This is a genomic window from Microbacterium sp. 4-7 (assembly GCF_014332665.1).
GTDB lineage: Bacteria > Actinomycetota > Actinomycetes > Actinomycetales > Microbacteriaceae > Microbacterium.
This window is the reverse complement of sequence record NZ_MCRH01000004.1, coordinates 144,521-168,633: the sequence shown is the minus strand read 5'-3', so window position 1 is coordinate 168,633 and position 24,113 is coordinate 144,521. Positions and strand designations below refer to the sequence as shown.

20 protein-coding genes are annotated in these 24,113 nt (G+C 67.8%); 15 read left to right on the top strand and 5 right to left on the bottom strand.

Annotation, left to right across the window (positions count from 1 at the left end; genetic code table 11):
• Positions 1-23 precede the first annotated feature (23 nt).
• Both thrS and BEP68_RS07850 read left to right on the top strand, forming a co-directional pair.
• Positions 24-1,949, top strand: coding sequence for a threonine--tRNA ligase (gene thrS, locus BEP68_RS07855; protein WP_232224560.1), 1,926 nt, complete (start codon positions 24-26; stop codon positions 1,947-1,949).
• Positions 1,946-2,494, top strand: coding sequence for an HIT family protein (locus BEP68_RS07850; protein ID WP_053096196.1), 549 nt, complete (start codon positions 1,946-1,948; stop codon positions 2,492-2,494). Before thrS ends, BEP68_RS07850 begins: the two co-directional genes overlap by 4 nt.
• A gap of 21 nt (positions 2,495-2,515) precedes the next feature.
• Here BEP68_RS07850 and pdxY read toward each other — a convergent pair whose 3' ends face one another.
• Positions 2,516-3,367: a pyridoxal kinase PdxY gene (gene pdxY / locus BEP68_RS07845; protein ID WP_056278788.1), complete on the bottom strand. Its 852-nt coding sequence runs from the start codon at positions 3,365-3,367 to the stop codon at positions 2,516-2,518.
• 46 nt (positions 3,368-3,413) lie between these two features.
• Entirely contained in the window at positions 3,414-4,721 is a 1,308-nt protein-coding gene (locus BEP68_RS07840; RefSeq protein WP_053096192.1) for an aminotransferase class I/II-fold pyridoxal phosphate-dependent enzyme, read from the bottom strand.
• Between the two features lie 114 nt (positions 4,722-4,835).
• Between BEP68_RS07840 and pdxS the strand changes: the two genes are divergently transcribed.
• From pdxS to BEP68_RS07815, 5 genes are all read left to right on the top strand, one after another.
• The gene (gene pdxS / locus BEP68_RS07835) at positions 4,836-5,729 is read left to right on the top strand and encodes a pyridoxal 5'-phosphate synthase lyase subunit PdxS (RefSeq protein ID WP_056278787.1); all 894 of its coding nucleotides are present in this window, start codon (positions 4,836-4,838) and stop codon (positions 5,727-5,729) included.
• The gene (pdxT, locus tag BEP68_RS07830) at positions 5,719-6,324 is read left to right on the top strand and encodes a pyridoxal 5'-phosphate synthase glutaminase subunit PdxT (protein WP_187249671.1); all 606 of its coding nucleotides are present in this window, start codon (positions 5,719-5,721) and stop codon (positions 6,322-6,324) included. The genes pdxS and pdxT overlap by 11 nt, the downstream gene beginning before the upstream one ends.
• A gap of 73 nt (positions 6,325-6,397) precedes the next feature.
• The gene (locus tag BEP68_RS07825) at positions 6,398-7,861 is read left to right on the top strand and encodes a DUF3375 domain-containing protein (RefSeq protein ID WP_187249670.1); all 1,464 of its coding nucleotides are present in this window, start codon (positions 6,398-6,400) and stop codon (positions 7,859-7,861) included.
• Positions 7,854-8,513: a DUF4194 domain-containing protein gene (locus tag BEP68_RS07820; RefSeq protein ID WP_187249669.1), complete on the top strand. Its 660-nt coding sequence runs from the start codon at positions 7,854-7,856 to the stop codon at positions 8,511-8,513. Before BEP68_RS07825 ends, BEP68_RS07820 begins: the two co-directional genes overlap by 8 nt.
• Positions 8,510-11,863 carry an ATP-binding protein gene (locus tag BEP68_RS07815; RefSeq protein WP_187249876.1) on the top strand — a complete coding sequence of 1,118 codons (3,354 nt, stop codon included), beginning with the start codon at positions 8,510-8,512 and terminating at the stop codon, positions 11,861-11,863. Before BEP68_RS07820 ends, BEP68_RS07815 begins: the two co-directional genes overlap by 4 nt.
• A gap of 15 nt (positions 11,864-11,878) precedes the next feature.
• On the opposite strand, the gene BEP68_RS07810 is transcribed toward BEP68_RS07815, so the two are convergent.
• A complete protein-coding gene (locus tag BEP68_RS07810; protein WP_187249668.1) occupies positions 11,879-13,258 on the bottom strand; it encodes a pyridoxal phosphate-dependent decarboxylase family protein in 1,380 nt (459 codons plus the stop codon).
• Between the two features lie 155 nt (positions 13,259-13,413).
• On the opposite strand from BEP68_RS07810, the gene BEP68_RS07805 reads away from it, so the two are divergent.
• The 8 genes from BEP68_RS07805 (at position 13,414) to BEP68_RS07770 (ending at position 22,023) form a co-directional block, all read left to right on the top strand.
• Positions 13,414-14,175, top strand: coding sequence for a YebC/PmpR family DNA-binding transcriptional regulator (locus tag BEP68_RS07805; protein WP_053096182.1), 762 nt, complete (start codon positions 13,414-13,416; stop codon positions 14,173-14,175).
• Between the two features lie 45 nt (positions 14,176-14,220).
• On the top strand, positions 14,221-14,805 hold the full coding sequence (gene ruvC / locus BEP68_RS07800; RefSeq protein WP_053096180.1) for a crossover junction endodeoxyribonuclease RuvC: 585 nt from the start codon (positions 14,221-14,223) through the stop codon (positions 14,803-14,805).
• A gap of 9 nt (positions 14,806-14,814) precedes the next feature.
• Positions 14,815-15,420, top strand: coding sequence for a Holliday junction branch migration protein RuvA (gene ruvA / locus BEP68_RS07795; RefSeq protein WP_056278784.1), 606 nt, complete (start codon positions 14,815-14,817; stop codon positions 15,418-15,420).
• Positions 15,413-16,438, top strand: coding sequence for a Holliday junction branch migration DNA helicase RuvB (gene ruvB, locus BEP68_RS07790; RefSeq protein WP_053096175.1), 1,026 nt, complete (start codon positions 15,413-15,415; stop codon positions 16,436-16,438). Before ruvA ends, ruvB begins: the two co-directional genes overlap by 8 nt.
• Positions 16,439-16,519: 81 nt before the next feature.
• A complete protein-coding gene (yajC, locus tag BEP68_RS07785; RefSeq protein WP_053096173.1) occupies positions 16,520-16,933 on the top strand; it encodes a preprotein translocase subunit YajC in 414 nt (137 codons plus the stop codon).
• Between the two features lie 52 nt (positions 16,934-16,985).
• Positions 16,986-18,716: a protein translocase subunit SecD gene (gene secD / locus BEP68_RS07780; protein WP_053096171.1), complete on the top strand. Its 1,731-nt coding sequence runs from the start codon at positions 16,986-16,988 to the stop codon at positions 18,714-18,716.
• Positions 18,716-19,708: a protein translocase subunit SecF gene (gene secF / locus BEP68_RS07775; RefSeq protein WP_053096169.1), complete on the top strand. Its 993-nt coding sequence runs from the start codon at positions 18,716-18,718 to the stop codon at positions 19,706-19,708. Before secD ends, secF begins: the two co-directional genes overlap by 1 nt.
• A gap of 65 nt (positions 19,709-19,773) precedes the next feature.
• Positions 19,774-22,023, top strand: a complete 2,250-nt coding sequence (locus BEP68_RS07770) for a RelA/SpoT family protein (protein ID WP_053096167.1) — start codon at positions 19,774-19,776, stop codon at positions 22,021-22,023.
• Here the strand turns inward: BEP68_RS07770 and BEP68_RS07765 are convergent.
• Complete coding sequence (locus BEP68_RS07765; protein WP_053096165.1) at positions 22,010-22,561, bottom strand: type IV toxin-antitoxin system AbiEi family antitoxin; 552 nt, start codon at positions 22,559-22,561, stop codon at positions 22,010-22,012. The genes BEP68_RS07770 and BEP68_RS07765 overlap by 14 nt on opposite strands.
• A gap of 61 nt (positions 22,562-22,622) precedes the next feature.
• Complete coding sequence (locus BEP68_RS07760; protein ID WP_187249875.1) at positions 22,623-23,987, bottom strand: DUF349 domain-containing protein; 1,365 nt, start codon at positions 23,985-23,987, stop codon at positions 22,623-22,625.
• Positions 23,988-24,113 lie beyond the last annotated feature (126 nt).

Sequence of the window (24,113 nt, the reverse complement as noted above, 5' to 3'; positions counted from 1 at the left end):
TCTCTGACCGTTCAGTCGTCGCCATGCGCGTCAACGGGACCCTCAAGGACCTCGCCGCGACAGTGACGGATGCCGACGAGGTCGAGCCGGTCACGATCGACAGTCCCGACGGGCTGAACATCCTGCGTCACTCGGCCGCGCACGTGCTCGCGCAGGCGGTGCAGCGGATCAACCCGCAGGCGAACCTGGGCATCGGGCCGCCCATCACCGACGGCTTCTACTACGACTTCGGCGTCGACACCCCGTTCACGCCCGAGGACATCAAGGCCATCACGAAGGAGATGCAGCGCATCGTCCGTGAGGGGCAGCGCTTCGTGCGTCGTGTCGTCACGGACGACGAGGCGCGGGCAGAGCTGGCCGACGAGCCGTTCAAGCTCGAGCTCATCGGTCTCAAGGGCGGCAAAGAAGCCGCCGAGGGCGCCTCCGTCGAGGTCGGCGAGGGCGAGCTGACGATCTACGACAACACGACCCGCGACGGCGAGGTCGTCTGGAAGGACCTCTGCCGCGGGCCGCATCTGCCCAACACCCGCATGATCGGCAACGGCTGGGATCTGACCCGCATCGCCGCCGCGTACTGGCGGGGCAGCGAGAAGAACCCGCAGCTGCAGCGGATCTACGGCACCGCCTGGCCGTCGAAGGACGAGCTGCGTGAGTACCAGCACCGCCTCGAGGAGGCCGCCAAGCGCGACCACCGCCGTCTCGGCAAGGAGCTCGACCTCTTCTCGTTCCCCGAGGAGATCGGTTCGGGTCTGTCGGTCTGGCACCCCCGTGGCGGCATCGTCCGCGGCGAGATGGAGCAGCACGCTCGCAGGCGCCACATCGAGGGCGGCTACACCTACGTGTACACCCCGCACATCTCGAAGGAAGACCTCTTCCTCACCTCGAACCACCTCGTGACGTACAAGGAGGGCATGTACCCGCCGATCGTCATGGACGAGGAGCGCGACGACGAGGGCAACATCACGAAGCAGGGCCAGGACTACTACCTGAAGCCCATGAACTGCCCGATGCACATCCTGATCTACAAGGAGCGCGCGCGCAGCTACCGTGATCTGCCCCTGCGGTTCGCCGAGAACGGCACCGTCTATCGCAACGAGCTCTCCGGTGCGCTGCACGGCCTCACCCGAGTGCGCGGCTTCACTCAGGATGACTCGCACCTGTTCGTCACCCCCGATCAGCTCGAGGGCGAGGTCGCGAAGGTCCTGGAGTTCATCCTGTCGATGCTGCGCGACTTCGGTCTCACCGACTTCGAGCTCGAGCTGTCGATGAAGGATGACGAGAAGTCCAAGTGGATCGGCTCGGACGAGTTCTGGGAATCGTCGACCGATGCTCTCCGCCGGGTCGCCGTGGCATCCGGCCTGAAGCTCACCGAAGTCCCCGGCGAGGCCGCGTTCTACGGACCGAAGATCGACCTCAAGACGCGTGATGCGATCGGCCGCACCTGGCAGCTGTCGACCGTGCAGGTCGACCCGAACCTGCCCGAGCGCTTCGAGCTCGAGTACATGGACAAGGACGGCCAGAAGAAGCGTCCGATCATGATCCACCGTGCGCTGTTCGGCTCGATCGAGCGGTTCTTCGCGATCCTCCTCGAGCACTACGCCGGCGACTTCCCGGTGTGGCTGTCGCCCGTGCAGGTCGTGGGAATCCCCGTCGCCGACGAGTTCGCCGACTACCTGGGCGAGATCGTCCAGACGCTGCGCACGCAGGGCGTGCGCGCCGAGCTCGACGCCTCCGACGACCGGATGCAGAAGAAGATCCGCACGCACACGACCGGCAAGGTCCCGCTGCTGCTGATCGCGGGCGAGAAGGATCGCGACGCGGGCACCGTCTCGTTCCGCTACCGCGACGGCACGCAGGAGAACGGCGTGCCGATCACCGATGCAGTAGCGCGCATCCGCGCAGCGATCGATGCACACACTCTCGTGCAGACAGCAGGGGACCTGGCGTGACGTCCTCGGAGTCGTGGGAGGACGCCGGCGAGTTCGCGGGCGTCCCCGACGAGTTCCAGCGGCTCTGGACGCCGCACCGGATGGCCTACATCCAGGCTGGTCCTGAGCCGCTGCGTGAGGAGTGCCCGTTCTGCGAGGCTCCGAAGTTCCCGGATGCCGAGCGGCTGATCGTCGCCCGGGGGGAGACGGCCTATGTGCTGCTCAACCTCTTCCCGTACAACTCCGGACACCTTCTGGTGTGCCCGTACCGCCACATCGGCACCTACGACCAGGCAACACCCGAGGAGGTCGCCGAGATCGGGGCACTGACCCAGATCGGCATGCGCGTGCTCCGCGAGGTCTCGCGCTGCGACGGCTTCAACATCGGGATGAATCAGGGTGCCGTCGCCGGTGCCGGAGTCGACGGCCACCTGCACCAGCACATCGTGCCGCGGTGGACGTCGGACGCCAACTTCTTCCCGATCATCGCCAAGACCAAGGCCCTGCCCCAGCTGCTCGGCGAGGTGCGCGAAGCCGTGGCGAACGCCTGGCCGACGACGGCGTAGGCCACAGCTCGGAATCGCGGGTCAGCGCACCTGGCGTGCCGTGAACTGCATCCGAGGGTTCGCGTAGAACTCCTGCGCTTCGACGAGCTGCAGCTCGCGCGCACCCGACTCGAGGGTCGCGGCGAGCAGGTCGAACACGCTGGACGCGGTGCGCTCGAGCGCCGTCTTCGCGTCACCGGATCCGACATAGTGGGCCGTGAAGAGCGCCGCGGTGACGTCGCCCGAGCCGTTCGCCTTCATCGGAAGCCGAGGCGTCTGCACGATCCAGGCTCCTGCGGCGTCGGCCACGAGCATCTCGATCGTGTCGTCCTCACGGTCCGGCCGCTCGACGCTCGTGACCAGCACCGTGCTCGGTCCCATCGCCATGGCCAGGTCGACCGAGGCCAGGGTGGACTCGAGCGTGTCGGGCTCGGTGCCGGTCAGGAACCCGAGCTCGAACTGGTTCGGGGTGATGATGTCGGCAGCCGGCACGACCTTCTCGCGCAGCAGGATCGGGATGGCCGGGGCGACGAAGCATCCTGACTTCGCGTTGCCCATCACCGGATCGCAGGCGTACACGGCGGCGGGATTGGCGGCCTTGACGCGCGCCACGGCGTCGATGATCACATCGCCGATGCCCTCGCCGCCCTGGTAACCGCTCAGCACCGCGTCGATCTCGCCGAACACACCGCGCTCCTCGATGCCCGTGATGACCTCGCGCACGTCGTTCGGAGAGATGAGCGGACCGCGCCAGGCGCCGTAGCCGGTGTGATTGGAGAAGTTCACGGTGTAGACCGGCAGAACCTCGACGCCGATGCGCTGCAATGGGAAGACCGCGGCGGAGTTCCCGACATGCCCGTACGCGACGGCGGACTGGATGGAGAGGACCTTCATTCCCCGATCCTTTCTTTCAGAGCGGGAATGCTCCCGCGGCGGTGGGTCATCGTGCGGCCGATACGAGGTCGGCGACGAGTGTCGCAGTGTCGTCTTCGGACAGATCATGCACTGTGAGGCGCAGATGGCGCGACGGATCGGCGCGTTCGTCGAGGGCGAAGTCGTCGCCGGTTCGAGCGAGCCAGCCCCGACGCATGAGGCGTTCGGCGACGATGCGCGCCGGCTTCGGCAACTCGATCCACAGGCTCAGACCGTCGGTGGCGGGGGAGTCGAGGCCATGCTCGCGCAGCCGCGACGCGAAGGCCGCATTGCGTGCCGCGTAGTGCTCGCGGGCGTCGGCGATGCGTGCGAGCACCGACTCGTCGGTCAGCTGAGTGAGGGTGAGACGCTGCAGCAGGTGGCTGACCCAGGTGGTTCCGGGACTCAGACGCATGGCGAGGCGCTCTGCCGTGGTGGCATCCGTCGCCGCGATGGCGAGGCACATGTCCGGCCCGAGGAACTTCGAGACCGAGCGCACCAGCGCGAACCGCCGGTGGTCCGGGCCGATCAGCGATTCGTATGGACGCTGCGACAGCATCGAGAAGTGATCGTCCTCGATGATCAGCACGTACGGATGAGCGGCGAGCACGGCGCGCAGCTCCGCCGCACGAGCGGCCGTGAGACTCGCCCCCGTCGGGTTCTGAGCGCGCGGGGTGCAGATCACCGCTCGCACGCCGGCATCCAAGGCGGCGCGCAGCCCCTCGACCGTCATCCCCTGTTCGTCCACCGGCACGGGAACGGCCCGATACCCGCCGAGTCGGACCGTGTGGATGCTCGCCAGGAAGCAGGGATCCTCGAGTGCGACGGCATCGTCGCGCATCAGCGCCTGCGCGAGCAGTCGCTCGACGGCGTCGACGGCGCCGCTCGTGACGGTGATGCCGAAGTCGAGGTGACCGAGATCATGCGCGATCCATTCGCGCGCCCAGTCCTGCAGCCCCGGGTCGATGACGGGCTCGCCGTAGAGCACCGGACGACCGGCCACCGTGGCCAGCGCAGGCGATGGATCGGGGATCAGTCGAGGGTCCGGGTTGCCGGTCCCGACGTCGCGCAGCACCGTATCGGAGGCGTAGCCCTCCTGGGCCACCGACTCGAGACCGGCGATGACCGTGCCGGCGCGACCTCGGGAGATCACGAGCCCGGCCTGAGCGAGCTGTCGGTATGCGGCGACCGCGGTGTTGCGATTGACTCCGAGGGTCGTGGCGAGCTCCCGCACGGGAGGGAGGGGACTGCCGGCGCGCAGCACACCGCGCTCGCGCAGACCGCGCACGCTGTCGGCGATGTCCGCTGCGGTCGTTCCGGTGATCTGGTCGCTCATGTGTCCTCACTACCGATTCTAGGTCGTTCCGGACAGTGCTACTGTTTGGCCTAGATCAAACGAGACATCGTTCGACACACTCATGCACATCGTGCTTCCCCGACAGGAGCTCTCATGACCGAACAGACCACCACCGGATCCTCGCGCGTCAAGCGCGGTCTCGCCGAGATGCTCAAGGGCGGCGTGATCATGGACGTGGTCACCGCCGATCAGGCCAAGATCGCCGAAGACGCGGGCGCCGTCGCCGTCATGGCGCTCGAGCGGGTTCCCGCCGACATCCGCGCACAGGGCGGTGTCTCGCGCATGAGCGACCCCGACATGATCGACAGCATCATCGCGTCGGTGTCGATCCCCGTCATGGCGAAGGCACGCATCGGCCACTTCGTCGAAGCGCAGGTGCTGCAGGAGCTCGGCGTCGACTACATCGACGAGTCCGAGGTGCTCTCTCCCGCCGACTACGTGAACCACATCGACAAGCACGGCTTCGCTGTGCCCTTCGTCTGCGGTGCCACCAACCTCGGTGAGGCGCTGCGCCGCATCAATGAGGGCGCGGCGATGATCCGCTCCAAGGGTGAGGCCGGCACGGGGGATGTCTCCGAGGCGATGAAGCACATCAGGAAGATCCGTGGCGAGATCGCGGCTCTCACGGCTCTTCCGAAGGACGAGCTGTTCGTCGCGGCGAAAGAACTGCAGGCGCCGTACGAGCTCGTGGCCGAGATCGCCGAGACCGGCAAGCTCCCCGTCGTGCTGTTCGTCGCGGGTGGCGTCGCGACCCCCGCGGATGCAGCGATGATGATGCAGCTGGGCGCCGACGGCGTCTTCGTGGGCTCGGGCATCTTCAAGTCCGGCAACCCGGCGGAGCGCGCCAAGGCGATCGTCAAGGCGACCACCTTCTTCGATGACGCCAAGGTGATCGCCGAGGTCTCACGCGGACTCGGCGAGGCCATGGTCGGCATCAACGTCTCCGACCTCCCCGCGCCGCACCGCCTGGCCGAGCGTGGCTGGTAGTCCACGGGTCGGCGTCCTCGCGCTGCAGGGCGACGTGCGCGAGCACGCCGCCCTGCTCGCGGGACTCGGAGCCGAGGTGGCGCTGGTGCGCCGCCCGGAGGAGCTTGCATCTGTCGACGGTCTCGTCATCCCCGGCGGCGAGTCCAGCGTGATCGACAAGCTGTCGCGCACATTCGGGATGCAGGAGCCGATCAGGGACGCGATCGCTGCGGGGCTCCCCGTGTACGGGACGTGCGCCGGGCTGATCCTTCTCGCCGATCAAGTACTCGACGGCATCGAGGGACAGCAGTCATTCGGCGGCCTGGACATCGCCGTGCGCCGTAATGCCTTCGGGCGCCAGACGGAGTCCTTCGAGATGGACCTCGACGTTCCGGCACTCGGTGAGGTGCCCGTGCACGCGACGTTCATCCGAGCTCCGATCGTCGAACGCGCAGGCGAGCGGGTCGAGGTGGTCGCCTCGCTTCCGGACGGCAGAATCGTCGCCGTGCGGCAGGGGCCACTCGTCGGCACCAGCTTCCACCCCGAGGTCGACGGCGAGACGCGCTTTCACGAGCTGTTCCTCGCGGGAGTCCGGGAGCGCACCTCGCGCCGTTGACGCCATGCCGTGCGACCCGCCACGGACCGGCGCGTGACAGGCGAGGGCCCGAGGTCGGACTATTCTCGTTCGAGTGACTGGATCCAGGGCTGAGGCCGCGTATGCGCGTGCCGTCACCGCATTCAGCACCCCGACACTCGATCTGCTGCACGGTCGGTTCGCCCCGTTCGTGGTCGCGTCGCTCACTCTTCTGTTCACCGCCGACCGGGCGTCTGTCGCGGTCGCGGATGCGCACGCCGAGCTGGGCGAGGTGCTCGACGAACTCCGAGCGGCGGGGTACGACGACGACAGGCGGCTTCCGTCCGGGAGCGGCCGGGACGTGTGCCGGAACTGGGTGCGCCTCGGCTGGCTGATCCAGCAGATCGACGACGACGTCGAGGTCTACCGCCTGTCTGCGCATGCCGTCGCAGCACTCGAGATATCCGGCCGCACCGGCGGAGAGCGCACGCGCGTGTCCAACTCCCGCGTGCGCACCCTCCTCGACGCGGTCGACCACCTGTCGGTGAGCGCGGAAGTCGACCCGGTCCGGCGGCTGGCGCGGCTGTATGACGAACGCGATCTGCTCGACGCAGAGATCGCTCGCATCCAGGAGACCGGGCATGCCGACCCTGCCGACGATGAGGAGCTCCTCGAGGAGGCCGAGAACGTCCTGCACCTGGCACGCGAACTGCCCGCCGATTTCACGCGCGTCGCAGAGTCGCTCAGGTCGATGCAACGCGACGTCGTCGCCCACCTGCGCAGGGACGAGAGACCGACGAGCGAAGTGCTCCGCGAGTATCTGCAGCGCGCCCAGGATGTGATGCAGTCGACACCGGAGGGGCGCGCGTTCGCAGGAGCCCTGCGTCTGATCGGCGACCCCGATCGCATCGATGCCCTCACAGAGCAGCTTCGCGGACTGCTCGGCCGGCCCTTCGCCCGTATGCTCGACGGCGCGCAGCGCGCCGAGCTCGACGCCATCGGTCGACGCGTAGAGCAGGGAGTGGAGGAGGTGCTGGCTGCGCAGCGCCGCGCTTCGCACGTGATCACCGGCCAGGTGAAGACGCACGATCCGCTGCGCGATCGTCAGATCGACGACCTCCTGCGCGACGTCATCGCCGGGCTCCACGGATGGACCGGCCCGGCGACGGTCGTCGACCCGGTGCGCAGCATGCCGCTGATCGATCTCGGGCATCTGCGTCAGACCACCAGCGATATCCGCCCGCCGCGTGCACCGGCGCCCCTCGCCGACGCCGATGACGTCGACTTCCTCGATCACGACACGCGCGCCTGGGGTGGTCCGAGATATGCGGAGCTCGAGGAATACGTCGCCGGTCTGGGGACGGACTTCGACCTCGCCGATGCCTTCCGGTCGGTGCCCGACGCGGCTCGACGCCCTGTCGATCTGCTCGGTCTGCTCGAGATCGCGCACCGGAACGGCCTCACCGAGGGAGATGGCATCTCGACGGTCGAAGCATTGCGCCCGGACGGCACGAGCAGGCGATTCGCATTCGGCGCCGTGACCGCCCGCAGCACGAAAGAGGATTCAGATGATGAGTGACGACGACCTCACCACAGCCGGCGCGGATGAGGGGTTCATCGCTCCGACGGCGATGGAGGACGACCTCGAGGCGCACTTCCCCGGCGATCGCGGCACGCTCGATCCCGAGATCAGACGCGTGCTCGTGCACCTGCTCCAGCGGCGTTTCATCTCGATGGAGCGCAACCGACGTGAGTGGACGCTGCTGCTCGAGCACCAGCAGGTGATCGAGTCGCGGCTCAACGACATCTACCTGCGTCTGATCATCGATCACGCCAGAGGGTTCGCGTACAAGCAGCAGCTGCGCTCTGACGAGGTCGAGATGCCCGTGCTGCTGAAGGACTCTCCGTACTCGCGCGCCGAGACGCTCGTTCTCGTGCACCTGCGGACCGTCTACCAGCGCGAGTCCGCGTCCGGCGAGGGTTCAGTGCGGATCGACATCGAGGACGTCGAGCAGACCGTGCTGAGCTACTTCGCGGACGTCGACGGCGGAACCGCGAAGCAGCAGCGCGCCATCCGCAGCGCATTGGATCGGCTGGATCGAGAGGGCATCGTGCAGGAGGAGACCAGGGGACGCTACCGGATCACCGCGCTCGTCGAGGTGGTGCTCAGTGCGGAGACGCTCAAGGAGCTGCGGGAGTGGCTGCGATCCCAGGCGGTGGTGGCGCGATGACGATGATGGACACGCTCTTCGGCATGATCCCCGCGAGCTCACGCGGTCAGCAGTGGGTCGCGGAGGAGCTCCAGCTCATCAACTGGGGCGGCTACGACGGCGGTCCCCACCGAGTGCGGTTCTCGCCCGATGCGACCCTGCTGTGCGGCGGATCGGGGTCGGGCAAGTCGACGCTCATGGACGGCTACATCGCGCTGATGATGCCGCACACGACGCCCTTCAACGGCGCGTCCAACGGCGGCGTCACGGGCCGTCCCCGCGGCGACGAGCAGCGGAACATCCTGTCGTACGGGCGCGGCAAGATCGACGAGTCCCGCACCGAGGAGGGGACGAAGCTCCGCGTGCTGCGCGGCGACGGCGAGGACACCTGGAGCGCCGTCTCGATGACGTGGTTGGATCACGACGGCTCGCGCTTCACGGCGGTGCGCGGGTGGTACATCCCCGCGGACGCCCGCACCCTCGAGGACACCACGCGATTGCGGGCCACGATCGACGGCGCCTTCGACCTCTCGCAGCTCGAACGCGCTGCGGTCCAGCGACTCAGTGACGCGTCGGTGCGCGCCGTCGGGCTGGAGCCCGTGGCGACCGACCGCGAGTTCTCGGCTCGACTTCACGCCGTGCTCGGCATCGGCGCGGCCGGTTCGGGGGCGAAGGCGATCAGTCTTCTGGCCCGCATCCAGGCCGGTCAGCAGATCACGACGGTCGACGACCTCTACAAGAAGCTCGTGCTCGAGGAGCCCGAGACGATGGCGACCGCGGACGCGGTGGTCGCTCATTTCGATGAGTTGGAGAGCACCCGGACGCGGATGCTCGTCGCCAAGCAGCAGGTGGCGGCTCTCGAGCCGATCCGCGAGATCTCGCAGCGCATCGAGGCGGCGTCGGCGCGGATGAGCGTCGTGGACGAGGTCGGGGTCTTCTCGGAGCCGACCTCCCTCGCGTCCCTGTGGAGCGCCGAGCGCCGCCTCGATCTGCTGCGCGAGGTGGAGGCGGATCTGCGTGACCGCACCCAGGCGCTGCAGCTGGCCGTCCGCGAGAAGAACGCACTGATCGCCGCCGCCGAGGTCGAGCGGGAGGGGCTGCTCGACGTCCTGCGGCAGTCCGGAGGCGACCGCCTCGAGACCGCTCAGCGCGAGCTGCGGGGTGTCGAGCGCCGACTGGAGGACGTCCAGCGCGAGCGGGCGCGCTTCGACAGCGTCGCCAGGGAGCTCGGCGCCGAGGTGCGCACCGCATCCGATTTCGAGGAACTGCTCGCCCGCGTCGGCCGGGAGCTCCCGCAGAGCGGACTGCGCGGAGCCCGCGCCGCCTTCGCCGATGCAGAGTCGTCGCGCCGAGCGGTCGAGAGCGAGCTGAGTCGGGCGCGTGCCGAGCAGGACCGCACCCGTGAGCTCCGCGGGAGCATTCCCGCGCATCTGCATGAGGCGAGAACTCTCCTCGCCCAGGCGGCCGGGCTCACCCCGACGGATCTGCCCTTCGTCGGTGAGCTCATCGAGGTGCGCACCGAGTTCGAGCCCTGGCGGGACGCGTTCAACCTCGCCCTCGGCGGGTTCGCGCGGACATTGCTCGTCGATGTCGCGGACCTCGGGCGGTTCCGTGCGGCCATCGAGTCGGTGCGCATCGCTGAGCGGATCAGCTACGAAGGCGTCCCGACGGGCGTCGCCGAGTCTCGGACGGCGGACCCCCGCACGCTCCCCGGTCGTCTCGATCACCGATCGACGCCGTTCACCGGATGGCTTCAGCAGCGACTCCGTGAGCGGTTCGAGTACGTGTGCGTGGACTCGTCGACCGAGCTCGCCGAGCACCCTCGCGCGCTGACGCTCGCGGGACAGGTGTCGCACGGAGACCGCGGGTCCCATGGTGGGCATGGCCGGGCGAACATGCTCGGATTCTCGAACGCGCGCCGTCTTCGCGAGCTCGACGAGCAGATCAGCCAGCTCGAGAGCCGCCGCGATGCTGCGACTCAGGCCGCTGCGGACGCCGAGGCCGACCTCGACCGGATCGAGGCGACGTCCAAGGCGCACGCGAAGATCGAGGACCTCACCTGGGATCAGATCGACGTCGAGGCCGTCACGGCGGAGCGCGCGCGATGGGTCGCAGTGGAGGCGGAGGTCACCGACGAGAACCCGAAGATCGCCGAGCTGAAGTCGCAGGCCGAGGAGCTCAGAAAACGGGTCGGCCGTCTGCGCGACGAGAGCTCCCGACTCGGGGGAGACCTCACACTCGCTCAGGACCGTTGGGTGGAGGTCACCGACCAGGTCGACGACTGTCAGCGGATCGTCGATGCGGCTGAGGCGGCCGAGATCGCGCTGGAGGAGCGGCATCGTTCGTTCCTCGACGCGCGCTTCCTCGGAGCAGACGCGGCCGTCAGCGTGACGGCGTCGGAGCGCCTCGCTCACCTCGACGCCGCATTGCGCACGGCCGCGACCAGACTGCTCGAGGACCGCACGTCGGCAGCCGCGGCGCACGCCGAGCAGCGTGAGCAGATGCGACGCCTGATGACCGGTTTCCTCGAGCGCTGGGATACGCTCACGATCCTCCCCGACCCCGACGAGTCGGTCGCGGAGTTCGAGAGCATCCTCGTGGCGCTCGAGACCAACGGCCTGCACGAGCTGGAATCCGAATGGCGAGACAGCCTCCTCAAGCTCTCCGGAAACGATCTGACGAGCCTGGATTCGACGCTGGGTCGTGCACTGCGCGAGATCAAGAACCGCATCGACCCGATCAACAGGATCATGGAGGAGCTGCCGTTCTACGACGATGATCACCGTCTTCAGATCACACCGCGCGAGAACCAGTCCGAGGCGCGCAGGCGATTCCGCAAGGAGCTTCGCGAGGTGCGCAGCCTCATCGACGCAGCGGAGACGGATGTCGATCGTGAGAGCGTCTACCGGAGGATGAGCCGTCTCATCGGTCGGATGCGACGCACGGCTCCCGACTTCGCCGAGCTCATCGACGTGCGCAACCATGTGCGGGTGAGCGCGGAGCGGGTCCATGCGACGACCCGGGAGCATGTCGCGCTCTACGACCACATCGGCGAGAAATCGGGTGGAGAGTCGCAGGAGCTGGTCGCCTTCATCGTGGGCGCGGCACTGCGCTACCAGCTCGGCGACGCGGGTGCCGAGCGTCCGAGGTATGCACCCGTGTTCATGGACGAGGCCCTGATCAAGGCGGACGCGCACTTCACGAAGCGTGCGATCGGAGCATGGCGGGGTCTCGGCTTCCAGCTCGTGATCGGTGCGCCGAACGACAAGTACAGCGCCATCGAACCGCATGTCGACGTGGAGTACGACATCCTCAAGGACACGCGCGGCCGCTCCTGGGCACGGCCGAAGGTCGGTCTGCCCGCCGAGTGACACCGGCGATAATGGTCAGCGCGACACGAGAGTTCGGATCGCGCCGACCGTGCGGTCGATGTCGTCCCGGGTCGTCGCCCAGGACGACATCGAGCAGCGCAGCGCAGCGCGACCTCTCCACTCGGCCCCGGTCATGGCGGCGGTGCCCTCCACGAGCACGGCCTCACCCAGCCGTCGCGTCGCCTCATCGGAATCGAGACAGAACATGACCTGCGTGTAGTCGACGTCGTTGAGGATGCGGATGCCGTCGATCGTCGTGAGCCCCTCGGCCATCGCCACCGCGTTCTCGTGCAGCCTGTCGATCAGGTTCGAGATGCCGTCCCGTCCGAGGCTGCGCATCGCCGCCCACGCGGGCACGCCGCGTGCGCGACGGGACAGTTCCGGCGTCACGTCCCACGGGTCCAGACTCGTGTAGATGAGGTAGTCGCCACCCGTGCGGAACGCGGCGATGGAGTCCGCAGGGTCGCGGACGATCGCCATGCCGCAGTCGTAGGGCACGTTGAGCGTCTTATGCGCGTCTGTCGCCCACGAATCGGCGTCGGACATGCCCGCCGTCAGCGGCTGCAGCGACTCGGAGGCCGCGGCCCAGAGGCCGAATGCGCCGTCGACGTGCACCCAGGCTCCGTGCCGATGGGCTATCGGTATGAGGGCTGCGAAGTCGTCGAATGCGCCGGTGTGCACTTCTCCGGCCTGTAGACAGACGATGGTCGGTCCTGAGCCGTCCGCGAGGACGCTGTCCAGGGCGTCTGGTCGCATGCGCCCCTGCGCGTCGGATTCGATGGCAGTGATGCCGGTGCGTCCGATCCCGAGGAACCGCGCTGCACGGTCGATCGACCCATGGCGGTCGGCACCTACGACGAAGCGCATCTGCGGAGATCCGTGCAGTCCCTTCTCGCTGAGGTTCCAGCCGACTCGAGCGAGAACGGCGTTCCGTGCCGTCGCGAGGCAGGTGAAGTTCGCCATCTGGCCGCCGGTGACGAATCCGACGCTCGCGTCGTCGGGCAGGCCCAGGATGTCGAGCATCCACCGGCCGGCTATGCGCTCCAACGCCACGGTCGTCGGCGTGAGCAGGGCGGATCCCGAATTCTGGTCCCAGGCGGACACGAGCCAGTCGGCGGCGAGGGCAGCGGGGTGCGTGCCGCCGATGACGAACCCGAAGAATCGTCCTCCGGGGATCGCGACGAGACCGGGGTCCGCCCGCGACACGATCTCGCCGATCACCTCTTCCGGGTCCATGCCTTCGGCGGGCAGGGGGCCGCCGAAGGCGTCGAGCATCTCGGCGAGGGTCGCCCGCGGCCACACCGGTCTGTCGTCGAGCGACCCGAGGAACTCGAGTGCTGCTCGGTGGGCGGCGTCCAGTCCGCGGATCCTGTCATCGTCGACGCTCTGGTCCATGTGTCAGGACTACACCCACGCCTGCCCTCACACCAGAGCGATCACGGGAACAGGAGGCCGCCGCTCCGTGTGCGGCCACAGGCCGCGGGCATGGTTCGATAGAATGGACGATGCCCTGGGCCGTGCCCACGGGCGGATACGACGAGCGGAGAATTATGTCCGGGCATTCCAAGTGGGCCACCACGAAGCACAAGAAGGCCATCATCGACTCCAGGCGCGCCAAGTCCTGGGCCAAGCTCATCAAGAACATCGAGGTCGCGGCCAAGCTCGGCGGAGCCGACCTGCAGGGAAACCCGACGCTGTTCGACGCGGTGCAGAAGGCGAAGAAGACGTCGGTCCCGAAGGACAACATCGATCGCGCAGTGAAGCGCGGCGCGGGCATCGGCGGCGAAGCGGTCGAGTACACCTCGATCATGTACGAGGGGTACGGACCCAACGGCGTCGCGATGATGATCGAATGTCTCACCGACAACAAGAACCGTGCTGCGGCCGAGGTCCGCACTGCTCTCAGCCGCAACGGCGGAACCCTCGCCGACCCGGGCAGCGTCGCCTACAACTTCAGCCGCAAGGGCGTGATCGTGGTCGGCTCCGAGGGGACCACCGAGGATGACGTGATGATGGCCGCGCTCGAAGCGGGGGCCGAAGAGATCGAGCCGCACGCCGAGGGCTTCGAGATCATCACCGAGGCGACGGATCTCGTGACCGTCCGCAGCGCGCTGCAGGAGGCGGGAATCGACTACGAATCCGCCGACGTCGAGTTCGTGCCGAACCTCAAGGTCGAGATCGACGCCGACACCGCTCGCAAGATCTTCCGCCTCATCGATGCACTCGAAGACAGCGAGGACGTGCAGAACGTCTTCACCAACTTCGATCTCACCGCCGAGGTGCAGGCCGAGCTCGAGAACGACGACGCGTAGGCGCGCCGACCGCGTGCCGTCGGACGAGACGCTTAGCCTGGGGGAGTGACCTCCTCCTCGCTTCGCGTGCTCGGCATAGACCCGGGTCTCACCCGGTGCGGCGTGGGGGTCGTCGACGTCGACCGGGCTCGACGAGGGACGCTCGTGCATGTCGGAGTCATCCGCTCGGCGCCCGATCTCCCGATCGGCGAACGACTCGCGATCGTCGCCGCAGGCATCCGAGAGGTGCTGGAGCTCCATCGGCCCGATGCTGTCGCGGTCGAGCGCGTGTTCGCGCAGCAGAACAGTCACACGGTGATGGGCACGGCCCAGGCGAGCGGCGTGGCTCTGCTGCTCGCTGCTGAGGCAGGACTCCCGGCGGCCACGCACACTCCGAGCGAGGTCAAGGCGGCGGTCACCGGCTACGGCTCGGCGGACAAGCGTCAGGTGCAGACCATGATCGCCCGGATCCTGCGCCTGGATGCGCCGCCGCAGCCGCCGGATGCCGCTGACGCCCTCGCGATCGCGCTCTGCCACGCGTGGCGTCGGGGCGCAGCGGGGGTCCCGGGCGTGGACGCGCTCACCCCGGCCCAGAAGGCATGGGCCGACGCAGAGCGTGTCGCTCGAACATATCTACGATCGGGTGCGTAGGCTGGGCGGATGATCTCCTCGCTGCACGGCGCTGTCCTCCACTCGACCGCCGATCAGGTCATCATCGACGTCGGGGGAGTCGGGTTCTCCGTCTCGGTGCCCGCAGACGTGGCTCACACCGCGACCGTCGGCGAGAAGCTGATGCTGCACACGAGCCTCATCGTGCGCGAGGATGCGCTGTCGCTCTACGGGTTCGCCGACCGCAGCGAGCTGGAGATCTTCGGCCTGCTGATCAGCGTGACCGGCGTCGGGCCGAAGTCGGCGCTGGGGGTACTGTCGCATCTCACCGTCGACCAGATCGCGGAAGCCGTGACATCGGAGGATGACGCCCCGTTCCGCCGTGTCTCGGGTATCGGCCCCAAGACCGCCAAGCTCATCGTCCTCCAGCTCGCGGGCAAGGTGCATCCGGTGGGCGCGGCGTCGAAGCCCGCCGCGAACGGACCCGTCGACGTCGTCGATCAGGTCGCTGCCGCGCTCGTCGGTCTGGGGTGGTCCGAAAAGGTCGCCGCCGAGGCCGCCGCGCAGACGGCCGCGGAGGCCTCTGAGGCCGAGCGGGCAGCCGTCGCACCGCTGCTGCGCCGTACGCTCGCGCTGCTGGGGCCGGCGCGTGTCTGACATCCGCGACGCCGCCGAGCCCTCGGACGACACCGAGCTGGCGATCGAGGGAGCCCTGCGACCCACGAGCCTGGGTGAGTTCGTCGGTCAGCAGAAGGTGCGGGGGCAGCTCCAGCTGCTCCTCGATGCCGCACGGATCCAGAATCGCCCGCCCGACCACATCCTGCTCGCGGGCCCGCCCGGGCTCGGCAAGACCACGCTGGCGATGATCGTCGCGCACGAGAGCGAACGTCCGCTGCGCCTCTCGAGCGGACCGGCGATCCAGCACGCCGGCGACCTCGCCGCGCTCCTCTCGAGCCTCGTGCCCGGCGAGGTGCTGTTCATCGACGAGATCCACCGGATGGCGCGGTCGGCGGAGGAGATGCTCTATCTCGCGATGGAGGACTTCCGCATCGACATCATGGTGGGCAAGGGCGCGGGGGCGACCAGCATCCCGCTGGACCTCGCACCGTTCACGCTCGTGGGTGCGACGACGCGCTCGGGTCTGCTGCCGAACCCGCTGCGGGATCGCTTCGGCTTCACCGGTCACCTGGAGTTCTACGAGGAGGCGGAGCTCGAGCGCGTCATCGCACGCTCGGCCCTCATGCTGGGCGTCGATCTGCCGCGGGATTCGCTGTCGGAGATCGCCCGTCGCTCGCGCGGCACTCCTCGTATCGCGAACCGCCTGCTGCGTCGAGTGCGCGACTATGCGCTCGTTCACGGCGGCGGCGCGGCCTCCCTGGTCGGGGTCAAGGCCGCGCTGGAGCTCTACGACGTCGACCCCATCGGACTGGACCGCCTCGACAGAGCGGTGCTCGAGGCGCTCGTTCGGCGCTTCCGCGGGGGTCCCGTGGGGCTCAGCACGCTCGCGGTCGCAGTGGGCGAGGAGGCCGAGACGGTCGAGAGCGTCGTCGAGCCCTATCTCGTGCGCATCGGATTCCTGGGTCGCACACCTCGAGGTCGCGTCGCCATGCCGGAGGCCTACAGCCACCTCGGCATCGCGCACCCGGACGGGGCGCTCCGACTTGATGACCTATAATCGCTGAAGACTTCCCCTGATAGAACTGCGCGACCGTCCTGTGGTGCGCGCACCTGAGAAAGGCCCTTTGCCACCATGCCCATGGAAATCCTCCTCTTCGGCCTTCTCGCCGTTCTCGTCGTCTTCATGTTCGTCAACGGACGCAAGCGCCAGAAGCAGATGAAGGCTGAGCAGGAGGAGAAGGCGACCAAGACCGTTCCCGGGGTCAAGGTGCTCCTCCAGGGTGGTATCTACGGCACGATCGTGGCCTACGACCACGACGACCTCGACTCGCCCGCGCTCGTCGAGATCGCTCCCGGCACCGTCATCGAGGTGCACAGCCAGGCGATCCTGCGCATCGTCGAGCCCAAGGACGCGATCGAGACCGACCCGGCAGTGCTCGCCGCCGAGGATGCACCGATCGTGAACGACGTTCCCGTCGTCGACGACGCTCCGGCCCTCGAGACTCCCGAGGAGACCCGTCGCCGTCTCGAGCGCGACGCCGACGACAAGTAGCCTTCGCGCTGCACCACCTCGGCACTCCGGCATCTTAGAAAGCTGATCACACGTGGCCACTTCTTCCCCGGTCCGTCATGCCTGGCGGGTCCTCATGGGCCTGCTCCTGGTGACGGGCGTCCTCTTCGGCATCAACGCGCTCGGCGTCCACGTGTTCGAGAAGAGCTCCTGGACTCCTGAGCTCGCGCTCGACCTGCAGGGCGGCACGCAGATCGTGCTCAGTGCCGAGACCGAGGACGGCGCTGCGCCCTCCCCGGAGCAGCTCGATCAGGCGGCCGCGATCATCCGCCAGCGCGTCGATGCATCCGGTGTAGCCGAGGCCGACATCACCACCGAGGGCGGCCGCAACATCGTGGTGCAGATCCCGGGTGTCGCGGACGAGCAGACGCGTGCGCGCATCCAGTCCAGCGCGCAGCTGGAGTTCCGCCCGGTGCTCGCCACAACGGCCGGCACGAATCAGTACGTGGGTGAAGACGGCAACGAGACGGCGTATCCGACCCCGGACGACTCGCTGAACGCGACGCCGACGGCCGAGCCGACGGACGCGAGCGACCTCGCCTGGGTGACCGACAGACTCGCCGCGGAGTTCCAGGCCTACGACTGCGCCAACCCCGAGAACGACCCCTCGAACGCGCCCAAGGACCAGCCGCTCATCGCGTGCGATCCCTCGGGCCAGGCGAAGTACCTCCTCGGTCCGACCGAGCTCACGGGTGACGCCATCACCGACGCATCCGCGGGTCGCGACCCGAAGACGGGCGCGTGGCTCGTCCAGCTGACGATGAACGGCGACGGCGCCGAGGCCTTCGGCGAGGTGAGCACCCGTCTCAACCAGAACCGCCTCGCGGAGCTCTCGCCGCGTGATCAGTTCGCCTTCGTCCTCGACGGATCGGTGATCAGCGCACCGCGCATGAACGGACAGATCCTCGACGGTCGCCCGAGCATCTCGGGAGACTTCAACCAGGAGTCGGCGACCGCCCTCGCCGACCAGCTCAAATTCGGCGCCCTGCCCCTGAGCTTCGAGGTTCAGAGCTCCGACACCATCTCCGCGACCCTCGGCACCCAGCAGCTTCAGATCGGTCTCATCGCGGGCCTCATCGGTCTCGCACTCGTGGCGATCTACTCACTGATCGTCTATCGGGCGCTCGGCTCCGTGATCATCGCGTCCATCGCCGTGATGGCGGTTCTGACGTACATCATCATCTGCATCCTCGCGTGGCGATTGGGCTTCCGCCTGTCGCTCGCCGGCGTCGCGGGTCTCATCGTCTCGATCGGCTTCACCGCCGACTCGTTCATCGTGTACTTCGAGAGGATCCGAGACGAGCTCCGCGACGGAAAGTCGATCACCTCGGCGGTCGAAGACGGCTGGGGCAGAGCGAAGCGCACGATCTACATCTCGAAGTCGATCAACATCCTCGCGGCAGTGGTGCTGTACATCCTCGCGGACTCCACTGTGAAGGGCTTCGCCTTCACTCTGGGGCTCACGACCCTCATCGACGTGTTCATCTTCGTGATCTTCACGCACCCGGTGATGCAGCTGCTCGCCCGCACCAAGTTCTTCGGCGGGGGCCACAAGCTCTCCGGTCTCGATCCCGAATCGCTCGGTGCGGTGTACCGCAGCCGATCGCAGTTCCGTCAGGTGTCGACCGCCACCGCGGGCCGCGGCGCGAAGAACGCCAGAGCCAAGGGCGAAGCCGAGCGCCGTCAGACCATCGCAGAGCGCAAGCGCGCCGAAGCACTAGCCGGTGAGAGAACCACCCGCACCGGAAGCGAGGGGGACGCCTGATGGCTTCCATGAACGAGTTCGGTAACAACCTCTACACGGGAAAGACGTCCTTCCCGTTCGTCGGCAAGCGCCGCCTGTGGTTCATCATCGCGATCGTGCTGGTCGTCGGCTCGGCGCTGGTGCCGCTCATCCGCCCGATCCAGTTCTCGATCGAGTTCACGGGCGGGTCGCAGTTCACCGTGCAGGCGCCCGACAGCTTCGAGCAGGAGACCGCGAAGACCGCGGTGCAGTCGGTCGTACCCGGCGCGGCGACCAAGGTCGTCGTGGTGGGCGGCAACGACATCCGCGTCCAGACCGATCAGATGAGCGCCGCCGAGACGCAGCAGGTCTCCAACGCCCTCGCCGATGCCTACGGCGTCGAGCCCGAGAGCGTGACCTCGTCGTTCATCGGACCGGCGTGGGGTGAGAACGTCACCAAGCAGTCCCTCTGGGGTCTCGCGATCTTCCTCGCACTGACGTTCCTGATCCTCGCGATCTACTTCCGGACGTGGAAGATGTCCGCGGCAGCGATCCTCGGCCTGCTCGACGTCCTCGTCATCACGGTCGGCGTCTACGCCCTGGCCGGGTTCGAGATCTCACCGGCCGCGGTCATCGGATTCCTGACGATCCTCGCCTACTCGCTGTATGACACCACGGTGGTGTTCGACAAGATCAGAGAGAACACCACGGAGGACGGCGAGAACTCGACGCGAACCTTCGGCGAGTCGGTCAACCTGGCGGTGAACCAGACGCTCATCCGATCGATCAACACCTCGGTCGTCGCCGCACTGCCGGTCGGCGCGGTCCTCTTCATCGGAGCCTTCTGGCTGGGCGCCGAGTCCCTCACGGACATCTCGCTCTCGATCTTCGTCGGCATCCTGGTCGCGACCTACTCGACCCTGTTCGTGGCCGCGCCGCTCTACTCGCTCTTCCGCGAGAACGAGCCGCAGATCGCGGCACGAGATGCCAAGATCCGCGAGGCACGAAGCCTCGCGACCGCAGAGGCCCGATAGTCCCCGCTCCGCGGGGCCGCACCCCGTGGAGCACGCGTAAGCTGTTGTGATTCGGAGGTGAGCGGATGGCGGAACCGCAGACGGCGTCGCAGGGCTCCAGCCTGAGACGACTGGTTCCCCGCATCTTCTCCCGCGCGCCCAGGATCAACGACCTCGACAACCTGATCCGCACGGTCCGTGCGAATCACCCGCGAGGCGATCTCGCCGTCATCGAGCGCGCCTACGCCGTGGCCAAAGAGAAGCACACCGGCCAGCAGCGCCAGAGCGGCGAGCCCTACATCACGCACCCGCTCGCCGTCGCGCAGATCCTCGCGGAGATGGGCCTGGGTCCTCGAGCCATCGCTGCGGCACTGCTGCACGACACCGTCGAAGACACCGGCTATGCGCTCACCGACCTCACGGCGGAGTTCGGCGACGAGGTCGCGATGCTCGTCGACGGCGTCACCAAGCTCGACAAGGTCAAGTACGGCGAGAGCGCCCAGGCCGAGACCGTCCGCAAGATGATCGTCGCGATGTCGAAGGACATCCGCGTCCTGCTGATCAAGCTCGCCGACCGCCTGCACAACGCCCGCACGTGGGGATTCGTCCCGCCCGAGAAGGCTGCGAAGAAGGCCAAGGAGACGCTCGAGATCTACGCGCCTCTGGCCAACCGCCTCGGTATCCAGGCGATCAAGTCCGAGCTCGAAGACCTCTCGTTCGCCGTGCTGCATCCGAAGATCTACAACGAGATCCACAACCTCATCGCCCAGCGCACCCCGCAGCGCGAGAAGTACCTCGCTCAGGTCGTCGAGGAGATCGACGAGGACCTGCGCGATCTGCGCATCCGAGGCAAGGTCGTCGGGCGTCCGAAGCAGCTGTACTCGGTCTACCAGAAGATGGTCGTTCGAGGCCGCGAGTTCGACGACATCTACGACCTGATCGGCATCCGCGTGCTGGTCGCGTCGGTGCGCGACTGCTACGCGGTGCTCGGCGCCATCCACGCGCGCTGGACGCCGCTGCCCGGTCGCTTCAAGGACTACATCGCCACCCCGAAGTTCAACCTCTACCAGTCGCTGCACACCACGGTGATCGGACCGTCGGGTCGGACGGTCGAGATCCAGATCCGCACGCACGAGATGCACCAGCAGGCGGAGTACGGCGTCGCCGCGCACTGGATGTACAAAGAGCGGATGAACGGCGGCAAGACCGAGGTCCGCGCCGCCGACAACGACATGGCGTGGCTCGCGCACATCTCGGACTGGCAGGCCGAGACGGCGGATCCCGGCGAGTTCCTCGACTCTCTGCGCTTCGAGATCGGCGCGAAAGAGGTCTACGTCTTCACGCCGAAGGGGCGCGTCGTCGGGCTACCGGCGGGTGCGACGCCGGTCGACTTCGCGTACGCCGTGCACACCGAGATCGGCCACCGCACGATGGGCTCGAAGGTCAACGGGCGCCTCGTGCCGTTGGAATCGGAGCTCAAGAGCGGTGACGTGGTCGAGGTCTTCACCTCGAAGAACCCCGACGCCGGCCCTAGCCAGGATTGGCTCGGCTTCGTCAAGAGCACCCGCGCACGCAACAAGATCCGCGGATGGTTCACGAAGGAGCGTCGCGAAGAGGCGATCGAGCAGGGCAAGGAGGCCATCGCTCGCGCGATGCGCCGCCAGAACATGCCGCTGCAGCGCCTGATGAGCCAGGACTCGTTCGCCGAGGTCGCACATCAGCTCCGCTATGAGGACGTCTCTGCGCTGTATGCCGCCGTGGGCGAAGGTCACGTCTCCACGCAGTCCGTGCTCGAGAAGGTCACCGCGCTGGTCGCGGCGACCGATCCCGCCACAGGTCCGATCGACCTCCCCGGCAGCATGCCGTCGCGGGAGCCACGGGCAGGGGATTCGGGTGTCCTGGTGCGCGGAGCATCGGACATCCTCGTGAAGGTCGCGAAGTGCTGCACTCCGGTTCCCGGAGACGAGATCGTCGGTTTCGTGACGCGTGGCAGCGGCGTGTCCGTGCACCGCACGGACTGCCCGAACGTCAAGGCGCTCGCGAGCGAGGAGGACCGCTTCGTCGAGGTGTCGTGGGCCCCGACGACGAAGAGCGTCTTCCGGGTGCAGATCCAGGTCGAGGCCCTCGACCGTTCGGGGCTGCTCTCGGATGTCACCCGGGTGCTGAGCGAGCATCACGTCAACATCCTGTCGGCGACCGTCAGCACCACCGACGAACGCCTCGCCATCAGCCGCTTCGTCTTCGAGATGGGCGATGCCGTCCACCTCGACCGGGTGCTGAACGCGGTGCGTCGCATCGACGCGGTATATGACGTGTACCGCGTCACCTCGTCCTGACGAGAATCCTCTCGAGCGCGCCGCGTCCGGCGCGCTTTCCCGGCACGCGGGTCATGCGCTCGAGCTCCCGAAGCGCAGCGGATACGAGATCCGGTTCGGCGTCGGCGAGGAGCACCATCCACCGATGCAGGGATCCGTCGCGGTGGAGTCCGAGAGCGAGATCGACCATGGTGCGCTCCGGCGTCATCACCGGTACGCCGCCGATCACGACGAGATCCGACGGCGGCAACGCTGTGTCATGAAGGATCACTCGTGCGGGCAGTGCGGGGCGAATCCGATGGCTCACTGCGCGCCGGACGTGATGGCGTGCAGGGGGAGTGTCGCCGGCACCGTGGATCCAAGCTGCCGTCGGGCCGGAGGCGGCCGTGTCCGCAGGGACGAGGGGCGCGAGCGCGGCTGCTCTCGCGCTTGCGCTCTCGACGAGATCGGCGGGGATGTACCCCTCGCCCAGATCGACGAGATGCCCGTCGAGCCTCGCCGCGCTGAGTTCGGGGATCGTGAGGCGTTGGCCGGGCAGATACAGGAACGCGGGATGCATCACGCCAGTCTGGCGCGGTGCATCCCGCGTACTGATTCGATCCGGAGATCTGTGGAGAAGGTCAGCCGCCGAGGGCGTTGAGCCAGGTGCGGCGCGCTTCGAGTGCATCCGCCGCGGCCTTGGCGGCCTTCTTGTCTCCCGACTTCTCTGCGGCGGCCAGCTCGGACTCGAGCTTCTCGATCGCCTCGAGCAGCTGCGAGCTCATGTCGTTGGCGCGTGCCTTGGTCTCGGGGTTGTTCTTCTTCCAGTCGACCTCTTCGCGTGCCTTGAGCGCCTGCTCGATCACACGGAGACGATCGTCGAGAGCGCGCTCCTTCTCGCGGGGGAAGATGCGGCCGATCTCATCCCACTGGCGCTGGATGCCGGTGAGCAGCGCGCGGGCGCGCTTGATGTTCGGCTCGTCTGCGACTGCCTTGGCCTCTTCGAGAAGGGCCTGACGCGCTTCGATCTTCGGGGCGGAGTCCGCCTCTTCAGCCGCCGACTGCTCGGCACGAGCGGAGTACAGCGCGTCGCCGGCTGCCTTGAATCGCGCCCAGAGCGCGTCGTCGGCCTTGCGACCAGCGCGACCGGCGGCCTTCCACTCGTCGAGCAGACTGCGATACGCGGGGATGCCGTCGACTCCGCGAGGAGCGAGAGCCTCCGCGCGCTCGACCAGCCGCGTCTTGGCGTCACGAGCGGTCTTGTGGGTGTCGTCGAGCTCGGAGTAGAACGCGCGGCGTGCCTTGTCGACGGTGCCGCGCGCATCACGGAACCGCTTCCAGAGCTGCTGGGACACCCCCTTCGACAGACGAGGGCCGTTCTGCTGCTGCGCCTGCCACGCGTCGAAGAGTTCGCCGAGCTCGGCGGTCACCTGCTTCCACTGCACCTTCGAGAGGTCGCGGGCTGCGATCGCCTCGGCGCGCTCGACGAGAGCCGTGCGCTCGGCGATGGCCTTGTCGACCAGCTCCTTGGCCTGCTGGGCCTCCTGAGCGGTCGCCTCGGAGAGCGAGGAGGTCAGCGTGTTCAGACGCTCACGGAGTCCGGCGAGGTCGCCCACAGCGGCAGCGTCGGTGGCCTCGGTGAGAAGATGACCGGCCTGCTTGACCAGGTCACCCGCAGACGCGCCGCCGGCCTGGTGACGCTGCTCGAGCGTGTGCACCTTGAACGCGATGTCCTCGTACTTGCGCACGAAGTAAGCGAGTGCCTCGTCGGGGGTGCCGTCGGGATACTGCCCGACCACGCGCCACTCGTCGCCCTCGCGAACCTCGACCGTGCCGTCTTCGGCGACACGGCCCCACTTCGCTGCCTCGGCACTCGATGCGGAGGTCGCGGGCGATGCTGCGGCTGCGGGAGTCACTGCAGTGGGCTTGGTCAGCTTTCGCGGCAGCGGCGCTGCCGGGGGAGCGGGAATGGGGGGAGTCGGCTTGGACGGCTCAGACACGGTGATTCTCCTTGCGCGGTAGGGCCCGCGGGAGGCGGAAAGGACGAGCTTCAGCCTAGTACGAGAGCGAGGTTGCAGTGTGGTCGTCGAATCTCACAATGGCCGTTACCGTTCTGTGAGCGAATCGTTCGA

What these genes read in the sequence shown, in the direction of transcription:
- BEP68_RS07810 (WP_187249668.1), bottom strand. Translation starts at nt 13,258, where the DNA reads ATGGACCAGAGCGTCGACGATGACAGGATCCGCGGACTGGACGCCGCC.
- BEP68_RS07815 (WP_187249876.1), top strand. Translation starts at nt 8,510, where the DNA reads ATGACGATGATGGACACGCTCTTCGGCATGATCCCCGCGAGCTCACGC.
- yajC (WP_053096173.1), top strand. Translation starts at nt 16,520, where the DNA reads ATGGAAATCCTCCTCTTCGGCCTTCTCGCCGTTCTCGTCGTCTTCATG.
- thrS (WP_232224560.1), top strand. Translation starts at nt 24, where the DNA reads ATGCGCGTCAACGGGACCCTCAAGGACCTCGCCGCGACAGTGACGGAT.
- BEP68_RS07770 (WP_053096167.1), top strand. Translation starts at nt 19,774, where the DNA reads ATGGCGGAACCGCAGACGGCGTCGCAGGGCTCCAGCCTGAGACGACTG.
- BEP68_RS07765 (WP_053096165.1), bottom strand. Translation starts at nt 22,561, where the DNA reads ATGCATCCCGCGTTCCTGTATCTGCCCGGCCAACGCCTCACGATCCCC.
- BEP68_RS07820 (WP_187249669.1), top strand. Translation starts at nt 7,854, where the DNA reads ATGAGTGACGACGACCTCACCACAGCCGGCGCGGATGAGGGGTTCATC.
- secF (WP_053096169.1), top strand. Translation starts at nt 18,716, where the DNA reads ATGGCTTCCATGAACGAGTTCGGTAACAACCTCTACACGGGAAAGACG.
- pdxY (WP_056278788.1), bottom strand. Translation starts at nt 3,367, where the DNA reads ATGAAGGTCCTCTCCATCCAGTCCGCCGTCGCGTACGGGCATGTCGGG.
- BEP68_RS07805 (WP_053096182.1), top strand. Translation starts at nt 13,414, where the DNA reads ATGTCCGGGCATTCCAAGTGGGCCACCACGAAGCACAAGAAGGCCATC.
- pdxS (WP_056278787.1), top strand. Translation starts at nt 4,836, where the DNA reads ATGACCGAACAGACCACCACCGGATCCTCGCGCGTCAAGCGCGGTCTC.
- BEP68_RS07840 (WP_053096192.1), bottom strand. Translation starts at nt 4,721, where the DNA reads ATGAGCGACCAGATCACCGGAACGACCGCAGCGGACATCGCCGACAGC.
- ruvA (WP_056278784.1), top strand. Translation starts at nt 14,815, where the DNA reads ATGATCTCCTCGCTGCACGGCGCTGTCCTCCACTCGACCGCCGATCAG.